General features: G+C 62.8%; 9 protein-coding genes and 4 pseudogenes. 6 read left to right on the top strand and 7 right to left on the bottom strand.

Features of this window, described 5'->3' with window-relative positions; translation table 11 throughout:
- Positions 1–259: 259 nt before the first annotated feature.
- Positions 260–491, top strand: a pseudogene (locus NO876_RS11285) (DUF7568 family protein); the annotation flags it as partial.
- Positions 492–563: 72 nt separating this feature from the next.
- A pseudogene (locus NO876_RS18130) lies at positions 564–741 on the top strand (DUF7567 family protein); the annotation flags it as partial.
- Positions 742–952: 211 nt separating this feature from the next.
- Here NO876_RS18130 and NO876_RS11280 read toward each other — a convergent pair.
- From NO876_RS11280 to NO876_RS11260, 5 genes are read right to left on the bottom strand one after another with little or no spacing between them, the layout of a single operon-like run.
- Positions 953–2,032 carry a P-loop NTPase gene (locus NO876_RS11280; RefSeq protein WP_256421783.1) on the bottom strand — a complete coding sequence of 360 codons (1,080 nt, stop codon included), beginning with the start codon at positions 2,030–2,032 and terminating at the stop codon, positions 953–955.
- Positions 2,029–2,766, bottom strand: a complete 738-nt coding sequence (locus NO876_RS11275) for a TorD/DmsD family molecular chaperone (protein ID WP_256421782.1) — start codon at positions 2,764–2,766, stop codon at positions 2,029–2,031. Before NO876_RS11275 ends, NO876_RS11280 begins: the two co-directional genes overlap by 4 nt.
- Positions 2,767–2,771: 5 nt before the next feature.
- Positions 2,772–6,029 (bottom strand): molybdopterin-dependent oxidoreductase, encoded by a 3,258-nt coding sequence (locus tag NO876_RS11270; protein WP_256421781.1) that lies wholly within the window; start codon positions 6,027–6,029, stop codon positions 2,772–2,774.
- Positions 6,029–7,297 (bottom strand): NrfD/PsrC family molybdoenzyme membrane anchor subunit, encoded by a 1,269-nt coding sequence (gene nrfD / locus NO876_RS11265; protein ID WP_256421780.1) that lies wholly within the window; start codon positions 7,295–7,297, stop codon positions 6,029–6,031. Before nrfD ends, NO876_RS11270 begins: the two co-directional genes overlap by 1 nt.
- Before the next feature lie 4 nt (positions 7,298–7,301).
- Positions 7,302–8,333 (bottom strand): 4Fe-4S dicluster domain-containing protein, encoded by a 1,032-nt coding sequence (locus NO876_RS11260; protein WP_256421779.1) that lies wholly within the window; start codon positions 8,331–8,333, stop codon positions 7,302–7,304.
- A 288-nt stretch (positions 8,334–8,621) separates the two neighbouring features.
- Here NO876_RS11260 and NO876_RS11255 point away from each other — a divergent pair, with 288 nt between their 5' ends.
- Positions 8,622–10,517 (top strand): bacterio-opsin activator domain-containing protein, encoded by a 1,896-nt coding sequence (locus tag NO876_RS11255; RefSeq protein WP_256421778.1) that lies wholly within the window; start codon positions 8,622–8,624, stop codon positions 10,515–10,517.
- A 128-nt stretch (positions 10,518–10,645) separates the two neighbouring features.
- Positions 10,646–10,798 (top strand): annotated as a pseudogene (locus NO876_RS11250) (transcription initiation factor IIB family protein); the annotation flags it as partial.
- A 31-nt stretch (positions 10,799–10,829) separates the two neighbouring features.
- Here the strand turns inward: NO876_RS11250 and NO876_RS11245 are convergent.
- Both NO876_RS11245 and NO876_RS18040 read right to left on the bottom strand, forming a co-directional pair.
- Positions 10,830–11,207 carry a YccF domain-containing protein gene (locus tag NO876_RS11245; RefSeq protein ID WP_256421777.1) on the bottom strand — a complete coding sequence of 126 codons (378 nt, stop codon included), beginning with the start codon at positions 11,205–11,207 and terminating at the stop codon, positions 10,830–10,832.
- Between the two features lie 125 nt (positions 11,208–11,332).
- A pseudogene (locus NO876_RS18040) lies at positions 11,333–11,404 on the bottom strand (cell division control protein 6); the annotation flags it as partial.
- Between the two features lie 575 nt (positions 11,405–11,979).
- Between NO876_RS18040 and NO876_RS11240 the strand changes: the two are divergent.
- Positions 11,980–12,318, top strand: coding sequence for a DUF7471 family protein (locus NO876_RS11240; protein ID WP_256421776.1), 339 nt, complete (start codon positions 11,980–11,982; stop codon positions 12,316–12,318).
- A gap of 117 nt (positions 12,319–12,435) precedes the next feature.
- Positions 12,436–12,948 carry a winged helix-turn-helix transcriptional regulator gene (locus NO876_RS11235; RefSeq protein WP_256421775.1) on the top strand — a complete coding sequence of 171 codons (513 nt, stop codon included), beginning with the start codon at positions 12,436–12,438 and terminating at the stop codon, positions 12,946–12,948.
- Positions 12,949–12,967 lie beyond the last annotated feature (19 nt).

The raw sequence follows: 12,967 nt of genomic DNA, 5'->3' as shown, positions 1-12,967 counted from the left end.
GTCGTTCGCTGATCTCCGCTGCGATGCAGTCGCCGGGCTCACGGACCTCGCCGAATTCGACCTCGTAGACAGACATAGGAGAGATCTGTCAGCGGTAGAAGGAAGCTTCAGGCCTTAGAGCGCGCACGTATGAGTACTGCAGTGGAATTGATTGGGGGAGTGGTGTTGGGTTGTCGTCGTACTCGATAAGTCAGGCGATGTCGAGATCACAACCGAGCCACCGATTCTCAATGTGTGGGAGTAACACCGCGAAGCCGAGGCACTCCTCGTCGACGGCTACCCGATCTGGTCGCGAGGCTTCAAGACGAAGGAGGCAACCACGTACCGGGATTCTCTTTGGGAGTGGCCAGCGCCCGAACTGACCGGAGTGTCCGAACGACGACGTCCTTGTCGAGAAGGCAGCTTATGGAGCGAAGGTACAGCACTAGTTTGACTGCCCATACTTGTGGGTGTGAAGCCCCTCGTGCATCGTCTACGGCCCTGAACGCTGAGAACGTACGCACGGAGGGTGTTTTTCGGCCGGGCCGGAGAGAGTGACCCAGTCGAACCGGGTCGGTCCAACAATGAGTCTCGAAGTACTCGACCGATACAGTGAGTTCCTCTGGTGTCCTGTTTGCGGACACGAAGTGTTCAGTCACACTCCCTTTGAGGAGTGTTCTGCAAGAGTTGCAACACGCAGGTCGTCCTACAAGAGCCCCCCGAGAAAACCGAGGCTACGAGGAGGCTGTTCTCGCCTGCTTCAGCGTTGTACCCGCGGAAACTCCGCTCACGAGGCGGCCTCGCCCTTTCTGGGTCCGCCAAGGAGCTGGATGGCTCATCGAGCGACGTGGCCGGCTGGACAGGTGTGTCCGTACCGGCCCGCTCGCCGCTGTTGCCCTCCGCTTGCTCACCGCGTTCGCCGTTCGCTGTCGCGGTTCTCGCTCACAGCGGTCGCTCCGAACCGACCTGATTTTTATTCGCCACCGACGGTAGTAGTCTGGCGGTGGTGGCGTCGCAGCACGCCAACTTTGTTCGCAACCCTCGCCGCTAGGTCTTCAAATGCTTCCGCGGTCTTCGCGTCGCTCTGACGAACGACCGGCTCGCCGTCGTCGGCGCCTACACGAACCGCCGGATCCAGCGGAAGCGATCCGAGGTACGGGACATCGACTGCGTCGGCCAGAGATCGGCCACCGTCTTCGCCGAAGATCTCGTGAGCGTCTCCGCAACTAGGGCAGACAAAGCCGCTCATGTTCTCAACCACACCCAACACGTTGGTCCGGTACTCACCAAACATCTCGATACCTCTACGGGTATCGCCCACGGCGACGGACTGCGGTGTCGTGACGACGACAGCCCCCGTGACGGGTAAGTGCTGTAGCACCGTCAGCTGGACATCCCCAGTCCCAGGCGGGAGATCCACGACGAGGTAGTCAAGCGTTCCCCACGAAACGTCGCCAAACAGGTCGGTGAGTGTGTCCTGTGCGACCGGACCGCGCCAGACGACCGGATCGTCGTCCTCGATCATCAGTCCGACGCTCATCACCTTGAGCCCGTGGGCGATCGGCGGTTCGATTCGGTCTTCGCCGTCGACGGTCCGCACGTCGGGATCGGTGTCGGTGCCGAGCATCTGCGGGACGTTTGGCCCGTACACGTCAGCGTCGAACAGCCCGACGTTCGCCCCGCGATCGGCGAGGCCGGCGGCGAGGTTGACGGCGACGGTGCTTTTTCCGACACCGCCCTTTCCGGAGGCGACGGCAATCACGTTTTTGACGCCGGGCAGAACCGACGACTCGGCGGAATCGAACAGCGGCACGTTCGCCGAGAGCTCGACGTCGATCCCCGTTTCGTCGGCGACCTCACGGACGCGCTCCGCGATGGCGGACTCGTCCGGTGCGTGCGGCGCGCCGAGTGCGAGCTCGATGGCGGCGGTTCCGTCGTCGACGGTAATCTCGTTGACGAGTCCGGCAGTGACGATGTCTGTATCGAGCGCCGGGTCGTCGACGGCGCGGAGGCGATCACGGAGGTCGGCGTCTGAGATGTCTGTGGTTGTCATTGGTCGGGTAGTTCTGAGGATGTGGTTTCGGACGGCTGCAGATCGGTCTGGACGACTTCCTGTGCGTCCCACGCGGTGAACGTCCGCGCGAGACGAGCGATTGCAGCGAAGACGCCTTCGACCGTGTCGCTGCTCGCAACGGCCGCTTCGAATCGATCGATCCAACCCAATCGCGAGAGCGTCCGGGCTTGGAGGTCGCGGACGGCGTCGAGGTTTGCCTCGCTTCCGCCCTCGTCGAGGAGCGCCGCCTCTCGCTCACACAGCGCGCGCATAAACTCGAAGCACGCGGCCACGTGATCGGGGATCTCGTCCCCGCGCTCGGGCGAAAACCCGGCGGCGGCGTACAGCTGCGCCATCTCGGCTGCCGGATCGCCGAGGAGTTCTCCGGCCTCCCCGGCGGTGTGATACCGCGAGTCGGACTCGAACGCCTCGCTCGGATCGACCGCGTGAGCGGACGCGAACGGCGGGACGTAGTGGGTCCCGGGGACGGCGAACAGGTTGTCGTACCCGATCGCCAGCGAGTCGGCGTCGTAGCCGTCGCCGCGTAGGTCCGCCGTCTCGATGTCGATCGGGAATACCTCGGCGACGGCCGCGAAGGCCCCCCGATCGAGCGCGGCAGCGGTCGTCTCGGCCTCGCCGTCGAAGGTCGCGGCTAACAGCCCGTACAGGCGGGCACGGGCCGTCGCCATCGCCGCCTCGTCGTGGGCGGCGTCTGTGTCTGTGTGTTCGGACATGCGTATCACCGCCGCTCCACGTCGACGAAGGCGTCGTACTGCGCGTTACTCCCGCCGACCAGATCCGAGAGACCGGTGTCCCCGAGCTCCTCGTCTAACGGTTGGACGTGGTTGATCGCGAAGCCGGCGTCGCGCCCCTTCGCGTATCCGGCCTCCTCGGTCATCGGCTCGTCGAACTGGTAGTCGCTGTGCCCGTCGGCCTCGACCGCCGGCCGCGTTTCGCCGTCGATCGTCTCGGTCGTCGCACCGTCGCCCCTTCGACCCCATCCCCACATCGCACCGACGACGCCGGGGCGGATTCCGCTCGTGACCATCGCGACCGCGTCGACGGTCTTGCGGCCTGCATCGAGGACGATGTCGTCGCCGTTCTCGATGCCGCGCTCCTCGGCGTCCTGTGGATTGATCCACACGGGATTCTCCGGGCGGGTCTCGCGGAGCCACGGGCTGTTCTGGGTGCGATGCATCCCCTGGGTCCGGGGCTTCCAGTTGATCAGCCGGAGCGGGCGCTCCCGGTCGCCGTCGCCGCTTACCGCGGCCTGCACGGTTCCGTCGTAGTGCTCGACGTCGTCGACCCTCGGGAGCGGGTCGAAGCGCTCGCCGGTGAAGGAGTGTTTCCCCTTCGGGACGACCTCGCTGTAGAAGTCGACGCGGGACTCGAGTTTGTACCGCATGTGCTCGCCGTCGTAGGCGTTCGAACCGTCCGCGCGCTCGGCGTAGTCGTATCCGTGACCGTGCTCTGCGAACGCTTCGTCGTAGCCCTCGGTCGGCTCCTCGAAGCGGCCGCCACGGTTCAACACCGTGACGACCTTTTCCCACTCTTCGTCGGTGACCGCTGCCTTCCAGCGGTCGAGATCGAACTGCTCGCCGAGGCCGTTCTCGTGGCTCTCACGGAAAACCCGCAGTTCGTCCTCGCTCGCGTCCGCGACGGGATTGCGACCGTACGCGATGTTGGCCGCGAGCTTCAGGTAGAAGTCCTCGGCCTGTTCGAGGGGCCACAGGTCGCCGTCCGCGTCGGGGATAGCGTCCTCACCGACACCGGGGAGATCGAGTTCCGACCACAGCTCGATGAGGACGTCCTCGAACGGACGCGCATCGGGGACGACAGAGACGGCTGGCTGGCTGATCTTCTCGTCGGCCAGCCGCTTGTTCGGGTACGTCCCGAAGTTCTCCCACCGTTCGAGGTAGGTCGGCTCGGGAAGGATGTAGTCGGCGTACTGGCTCGTCTCGCCGATGACCGTGTCCGAAGCGACGATCAGCGGGATCGCGTCGGTGTCTTTGAGAACCGCCGGGATCTCGTCGCCGCCGGCAATCGCCATCACGTGATTGTTCGAGTACGGCCGGATGAACAGCGCCTCGACACCGTACGGGTACTCATCGGCGGCGCTACCGTAGAGCTCCTGGGTCGCCTGCGGCGGCGCGACGGGGAACCACGGCCGCTTCGCCGGGTAGCCGTCGTCGCGATCGAACAGCGAGGTGTCCTCGTAGTTGACGCCGCCGCGGAGCAGGGGGATCCCCCACGGCGAGTGGCCGTCGGGCACCGAACCGAGCTCGTACCGGCCCGACATCGTGCTGTAGCCCGCGTAGGGCGTGATCTGGCCGCCCTTCCAGTCGTAGTTCCCGATGAGGTGTTGGAGGGTGGCGATCGCTCGCGTGTTGTAGAAGCCGTTAGTGTGCTTCGCCGGGCCGCGGTAGGCCATGATCGCCGCCCGCTTGCCGTGGCTCGTGAACTCGTCGGCGATCTCGGAGATCTGTTTGGCCGGCACGCCGGCCATCTCGGCGTACTCCTCGATTGTGTGTTCGAAGACGCGCTCGCGGTACTGGCTCCAGACGCTTCGAACCGCCGTTCCGTCGATGGTCACGTCGACGTCGAGAACCGCCGTGTCGACCTCGCTCGCGGGGCGCGGCTCGCCCGTCGCCGCGTCGACGGCGACGAAGTCGTCCGCGGTGTCGGCGTCCTCCGGAACGAGCCCGAGATCACTGGCTCGCGCCTTCGGCCCCGCCTGCTCGTCGACGAGGACGAGGTGCGAAGCGTCGCTCCACGTGGGCTCGTCGTCGTCGCTCGCGGCCGACTGCGAGGGGTTCTGGAGGTACGTCAGGTCGTGGCGGTCGTTCTCGATGATCCACCGCGCCATCCCGAGCGCGAGCGCACCGTCGGCGCCGGGTTCGACGGGCACCCACGTGTCGGCTTTTTCGGCGGTCTTCGACAGTCGCGGGTCGACGACGTCCATCCGCATCCCGTCCTCGATGGCGTTCGTCAGCTTCGGGGCGAGCCACGTCGGGCCCTTGTTGGCGACCATCGGGTTGGTCCCCCAGACGATGAGGTACTCGCAGTTCTCGATGTCGGGGTACTGCCGCTTCTTCTGGGCAGCGTGCGAGCGCACGTTGCCCATCACGCTCGAAACGCCGCAGGTTCCGGCGTGGTGGATGCTGTTTATCGACCCCAGCCCTTGGTGCCAGAGCCGGTTCCGGATGAAGTTCCGGCGGAACCCGCCGACGTCGACGATCTGGTTGGACTTCGGGCCGAGGTCGGGGTGGTCGGTGTCGATGAGGTCGTCGGCGTACTTCTCGTCGAACGCCGACTTGGACAGCTCGCCGTTCTGGACGGCCTCCCAGTCGCTCATCACCGTCTCCTGTGGCGCGTATCCCCAGATGTCTTTGAGTCCGGGGTGGCCGAGGTCGTCGTCGCCCTCGACGATGTCTCGAATCACCTGGTCCCACGAGACGGTCTTCCACTCGCCCGAGCCGCGCGGACCGACTCGTTTCATCGGTTGACGGACACGGTAGCTGTCGAAGGCCGTCTGGATCCCCGCCTGCCCTTTCAGGCAGATCCGGCCGCCCGAGACCGACCAGCGATCGGTTTCGACGTCGCCGCTCCCCTCGACGTCGCCCATCGCCACGTCATCCGGATCGCTCTCGTAGGGGACCTGTGAGAACGGCTGTGTGTTGAGGAACGAGTACGGGTTCCCGGCGAGCTTCCGGACGAGCGAGCTGTACTCGCCGGTGCCGCTCCCGTCCGCGAGCCGCACCTTGATCGGACAGAACGTGTTACACTGTCCGCAGGTGGTGTGAATCACGTCGCTCGCACCGTACTCGCCGTAGTCGTCCCCGACGTAGTGGTGCTCATCGTCCGTCCACAGGTCGTCGATGTCCACGTCGACCGCGGCGTTGCTCGCCGCCGCGATGACTCCGATGCTCCCGGCCGCCTTGACGAAGTCACGACGCGATACGCCTGCGCCGTCCTCGCCCGAATCGTCAGCACTCATTAGTGGTCACCTCCAGTAAGCGGCGTCAACGGCAGTGTCTCCGCTCCGAGCGTGTACAACAGCAGGCCGACGCCGATCATACCGACGCTCGTCCCCCACTCGACCAGTGTCGGGAAGTACGACCCGTGGGGGAGCCCCTCCATCACCGGCATAACCTGTGCCGGAACGACGATGTTGAATCGAACCGCGATAATCCCGATGACGACGCTCAGTCCCGTCAGCACCATCACCGCCGGCGTGCGTCGCCAGGATCGCTTGCTCAGCAGGACCATCGGGAACACCCAGCTGAATCCGATCATAAACCACCAGAACGACCACGACATCGGCCCGTACATAATGACCTGCCAGGTCTCGATCTCGTGGGGGTGGACGCTGGCGATCGCGATGAACGTCTCGATGGCGGTCAGGGCGGCGTCGACGATAATGAAGCCGATCAAAAGCTGTGCAAGTCGGTCGAGTAGATCCGGATCGACCGAATCGCCGTCGAACAGCCGGGTCCGAAGCACGTAGACCACCATCACGAGCGCGGTCCCGCTGAGCAGCGCCGAGATGACGAAGATCACCGGGAACAGCCCGCTGTTCCAGTACGGACGGGCCTTCGAGACGGCGAACAGCACGCCGGTCCCGCCGTGGACCATGAAGATCGCCAGTGGGATCCCGACGATGCCGGCCCGCTTGAGCCACCGCTGGTCGAACGACTGGGACCCCTCGCTCGTGTCCAGTCGGCCGAGCGCCAGCGCCGCGTAGAACGTCTGTCGAAGCCCCGAGGTTCGCTGGGCGATCCGTGCGAGGTCGATCCGCATCGAGAAGTACAGCTCCGTGACCAGAATCCCGATATAGGCCACGTAGGCGTGCACTTCCCACGAGAGTGCGGAGGTCAGTTGGCGCCAGATGAACGGGAAGTACATCCGGTCCATCCGTCCGAGGTCGATCCAGACGAACAGCAGCGCCACCGCCATACTGATGATGGCCGCGAACAGCGCGTCGCGGTCGATCCGGTGCATTCCCTCGACCTCGAAGACGTTGGCCATCGTGCTTACGAGGAACGCGCCGGCGGAGAGGCCGACGAAGTAGATGTAGAAGGCGACCCACGCGCCCCACGGAACGATACTCGTGAGGTTGGTGGTCGCCATCCCCCCTGTGATCCTGAGGTACGTCGCGTAGGCGCCGACGGCGACGAATACGCCGACGACCGCGTACCAGGCGACGCGTAGCCGGTCGTCTTCGAACCCCGGATCGAACTCGAAGCGTGAACTCTGTGTCGACATCGGTCTATTTGAGGTAGTAGACGTTGGGGTCAGTCCCCTCGTCTTCTTTCAGTTGGAACGCGCGTGACGAGTTGGCCATCTGCGCGACATCGCTGTCCGGGTTCTCGAGGTCGCCCATATTCCGGGCGTCGCCGACGCACGTCTCGACGCACGCCGGCTCTTCACCGCGTTCTAACCGGTGGGTGCAGAAACTGCACTTGCGGATGTTGCCGATCGGCGATTTCCCCTCCTCGCGTGGTCCGCGGTCGACGCCGTACTCAGGACTGGTCACTTCGCCCGCCTCGTCGACTTCGTCGTCGTAATTCTCGCCGAAATCGAAGTAGCGTGCGCCGTACGGGCAAGCAATGATACAGTATCGACAGCCGATACAGCGGTCGTAGTCGATGTTGACCACGCCGTCGTCCATCTTGTACGTCGCCGAGACCGGACACACCTGTACACAAGGCGGGTTATCGCACTGCATACACGGTCGAGGCACGTTCGTCCGCGTGACGTTCGGGAACTCGCCGTGTTCTTCTTCCATCACGACGTTGTACGAAACGCCGGGTGGCGTCCGGTTTTCGGACTTACACGCGACCGTACACGAGTCACAGCCGACGCATTTCTGGAGGTCGATCACCATCCCCCACTTCTCGTCGCCCGCGCCGATCCCACCGTCGGGCTCCTCTCCTTCAACCTGCGCCGACTCCGTCGCAACGGTGTCCATCGACCCGACGGCACAGCTCAACGACTCGGCCGTCTCCGTCGAGACAGTCTGGTCGCCGGCGTCAACTGCAGGGTTCGGTGTCTCCTGATACGCCTCGCCGAACTCGGCACCGGCGGCTTCGTCGTACTTTTCCCAGTACTCGTCGCCGGAGAGTTCACCGCGAGCGACGCGCTGTGCGTCCTCGGCCATCGCGATGCCGAGATCCGTGTCCGCCTCGACGTCTGCGAGCTCCTCTCGCGGATCGGGTCGCTCGTTCTCAACCATCGCGTCGAGATCAGCTTTCCCGACGTTCGGAATACCGGGAAGCGTGTTGTCGTCTGTGGTGCTCATCGCCACCACCCGTCATCGATCGTCTTGTCGACGACCACTTGCTCCCACGTCGGCCGGTTAGTTCTGGAGTTCATACACGTATTCGTACGTGGTCCCCCGTGGAGAGGGTGATACCAATATACTCTGAACCGCCCCGAAACCGGAGAGATACCCCATATTCAGGTACCAATACTGTTTGGGTCGGGGTCGGTTGGGGACAAATCGGGGGCGCGTCTCGGGCGAAGCACCGACCACAGGGATTATTCAAAGCGACCAGTTACGTTCGACTATGACTTGGTCGAGTCGTAGGTGGCGAACGCTATCTCTCCAAGGGCCCTTCAACTGTCGGGGGCAGCCGCGAACGGTATGAACTGGGTTATTGCTCTCTCGATCGGACTCAGGCTGCTGGGCGTCGGGTATTCGATTCTTTTGCTCGCTCGTACCCGAGACCGCCGGTTCGGCTTTTTAACGCTGCTGTTCTCCTTTATGATGCTTCGCCAACTTCTCACCGCACAGACCGCGAGCACCGGGCTCGAAGAGCTTCCCGGCCTCGTCGTGAGCGCGCTCGCCTTGCTGACAGTGTACTATCTCTCGGAATACGTGACCGAGGAAGACGAACTCAAGGCGAAGCTTCGGACGGTAAACGAGCGCCTCCAGAGCTTTCGGAAGGCAATCGAACACGCCGGGCACGCCATTTTCATCACCGACTCCGACGGGACTATCGAGTACGCGAACCCTGCTGTCGAGTCGGTCACTGGATACAAGCGGGACGAGGTGATCGGAGAGAATCCTCGGCTCTGGCAATCCGGGAAACACGGCGACGATTTTTATGCAGACCTCTGGGGACAAATCACGTCCGGGTCAGTCTGGGAAGGTGAACTGACGAATCGCCGGAAATCAGGAGAACTACTCTGGATAGACGCTACGATCGCGCCGATCACAGAGGACGGAGACGTGAATCGCTACGTCGCGATCGAGCGCGATATCACCGAACGAAAGGAGCACGAAATGCGCATCGAGGACCAGAACAAGCGATTAACGGTACTGAACAATACTAATCAAGTGCTTCGCGATATCAACCGCGAGCTTGTTGCCTCCTCGACACGAGACGAAATCGAGGCCGCCGTCTGTGAGCAGTTCGCTTCGTCGGACCTCTTCGATGTGGCCTGGATTGGTAGTCAAGGACTTGTCGACGGCACGGTTAGCCCGAACTCTTGGGCCGGCAGCGATATCGGGTCGGTCGAGAACCACGTCGAAGAAATGTGTAAGGCAGATCCGACACCGGTCGGACAGGCACTAGAGGAACAGAGCCCAGTGTTCACCGACGTTGAGGACGATCAATTGGAGGCAGTCGAGAAAAAACGGTGCGTCGTAGTTCCGCTCACCTACCACGATGCGGAGTATGGCGTCCTCGGCGTAGTCACTAGCGACCCGCACGCGTTCGACCTAATCGAACAGGATGTGTTCATCGAACTCGGTCAAACGATCGCAGACGCCATCAGCGCTGTCGAGAGCAAGCAAACACTCATCTCCGACAGCGTAACCGAATTGGAGTTCCGGTTGACAGAAGTCGACGAGCCGCTAGCAAAGATGGCAGCACAGCTCGATTGTACGGTCACGGTAGCGGACGTCGTCGATGACGGTAACGAGAATCAAATCCAGTACGTTACCGTCACCGAGCCTGAGCCAGATGTCGTCACCGAGTACGCGGCCGACACCGAGTCTATCGGTACCGTACAGCACGTTCACACGTACGATGACAGGGCGCTTTACCGGCTATCGGTCGACGAACCGTCGATTGTCACGACGTTAGCGCAGTACGGAGTGAGCATCGAGTCGTTTTCGATTACTGGAACCACTGGACAGCTGGTCGCACAGGTTGCTAGTTCGAACGATATTCGAAGTGTCGTCAACGCGCTTCGGACGGCCTACGATGGGTTGACGCTGATCGCACAGCGAGAGCACGAGCGGGAGGTACAGACTGAAGCCGCCTTCCGAAAACAGCTTACAGCTGCGTTGACGGAGCGACAACGAGAGGCAGCGCGGACCGCCCATTTTGCAGGGTTCTTCGATTGGCCCCGTGAGCACAGCGGAGAGGAAGTCGCGTCGATGATGGATATCTCACAGACGACGTTTACCCAGCACCTTCGGGCGGCGGAAAAGAAACTCTTCGAGGCACTGTTCGACGGAACAGTAGCCACTTAGTGGAGCGAGCGTCGCTACGCTGGTTCATACTCGACGGTCTGCTGTTGTGGATCATCACTGTCAAGTGAGAAACGATGTCAGTCGCTGATCCGCGTTCACACGGCATACAGTTCGGCCTGCGTGTTCGTATTCATCCCGCTGGTTTCGCCGCGGCCTTCCTCTACGAGGCCGGGCGGGAGGCGGGTCGCTGGCTGACCCAGACTGATATCACCGAGGTGACCAATATGTCGACGGCGACCGTCAGGAACCACCGCGACACGCTCGAAGAACAGGCCGTCTGAATCAGGATTCGACCGATCAGGGATTTCCGGATCAGCCGTGAAACCGGTACAGCGACGTGACGTATGGCAGCCGATTGAGCATCCAGATCGCGACCGGGAGTCCCACGACCGTGATTGCGAGGAACGACGCCACGTTCGCCCACAGCAGGCTGAGCCACCACCCGGCGAGGACGAAGTAAATCGCCCGGACGGCGAGTGAGCGCTGCCCTCGCGCCGACTCAGGCTCCGAAAGGGACCGCGGCTCCGCGAGAGTGAGCACCGTCGGCACGAGATTGATTAGCTTGATACCGATCGGGAGCAGGACAACTGTGACGTTGAGTAGCCACGCAGTGTTCACGACGATCGGTGTGACCCACCAGCCGACGAACACGAACCACAGCGCACGAACTAGCACGGATCGTTGTGTCATCACTACCAATAGATTCTCGAGGAGTTAATCCGTATCGCCGATCCTGGCGGTCGATGTTGCGCTCGGACTAATCTGCAAGCCGGCGTTTGGCACACACACAGGAATGCACAAACACTCTCGATTTAGTTATTGGCGCGGTCGGCCTTGCTGGCCGCTGTTCGGAGGATACCGATCGCGAGGCGGGCGTCGCCGGCGGATCTCGAACTCCACCGGATAGATCGAGTAGAACGGCTCGAACCCGGGTGTCACCGCGGTTGTAGACGCGGAACCCCTCGCCGGTCCACCCGTAGTGATCCGTCGGATCGTCGAGGACGGCCTCGGAGTCGATCTCCCCCGATGCTTCTTCGATGACGAGGTCAGGGTCACGGGACGGCGAGTCGTCAGGAACTGGCCGTACATCTGGCGGTACTGGGTCGATGTAGGCCCACCGTCGCGCCGACGGCTACCGGCAGGCCGCCGAAAAAGTCGTAATAGCGACGTTTTCTGTGTATTCCAGTCGCGAGTGAGTTGCTGTTTGAGTGAGCCATATGTGTGTACCTGTGGCTTCAGACGGTCCCACAGGGCCTCCCAGAAGGGGACGTGCCTCGTGGAATGGCATCGTTAACTGGAGCGGAGTGCGTACCAAGGAGGATACCGGAAAACGGCACTACCGGTCGCCGATGGAACCGGTCACGGCGCTATCGAGTCGGGCGTATAAGCGAAGCGTACCACGGGCCGTAGCCTCGCCGATTCAACCAGAACGGTTTAGACCGAGCTTTCTGTACTCTGTAACGTGGTCCTGGACGTTTCCGAGTCGGCGATTCGGACACTCGCGCTCGTGCCGGCAGAGTGGGTCGACCGGCAGTACGCTGTCTTCCTCTTCGCGGGCATTCTCCTGGCCGGAATCGGCACAGCCGTGGTGTTCGCCCTGGGCGTCGCCGCCTACGCGCGCCGCCGAGAGTTTCACTACCTGTTAATCACGCTGGCGCTCGGTGCGCTCGTCGTACGAACGGGAATCGGTCTCGCGACAGTGTACGGATTGGTACCGATGACGATCCATCACCTACTCGGCCACGCGCTCGACTTTCTCGTCTCCGCGCTCGTGCTGTACGCCGTCTACAATACGCGGTGAGGGCGAGCCCGACGAATCCCAGAGAGTGAGATTCGGCGACTGCGTTTTGTACGTCGATTCGGTAGCTTCGATGTCCAGTAACCGGTATCCGCTGACAGCCATCTCGACTCACTACCCATGCAACACCAACGCCAGCGAATCGAACGCTACGTTACGGATCATCCGGGGACCCACTTCAGCGAACTCAGCCGTGAACTCGACCTCGCAGCGGGACAGGTCCAGTATCACGTCCGGAAATTGCTGAAACGAGATACGCTCGTGCAGAAGCAACTGTACGGCCGGACGCACTACTACCCGCCGACGTACGACGAATGGGAACAGAGTGCGCTCGCGCTGCTCCGGCGCGAAACGGCGCGGGAGATCCTCGTCACGCTGCTGGAACGCGGGCCGTCCCATCCCGACGCGGTAGCTGAAACCGTCGGCGTCGCGAGGGCGACGCTCGAACACCACGTCGACCATCTCACCGAGCAGGAAATCGTCGCGAAGGAGTACGGCCGAAACAACCGCGTGACACTCTCGGTCGTCGATCCCGAAGCGACGGCGGACCTGCTCGTCGCGATCGAGCCGTCGCTCCCCGATCGGCTGGTCGATCGGTTCGTCGTCCTCCTCGACGACATCTTCGGGGAGTGAACACGGCGCGGCGGTTACT

The organism is Halobellus rarus, assembly GCF_024494595.1.
In the GTDB taxonomy this organism is placed as follows: domain Archaea; phylum Halobacteriota; class Halobacteria; order Halobacteriales; family Haloferacaceae; genus Haloquadratum; species Haloquadratum rarum.
This window is presented reverse-complemented; position numbering and strand designations above follow the sequence as displayed.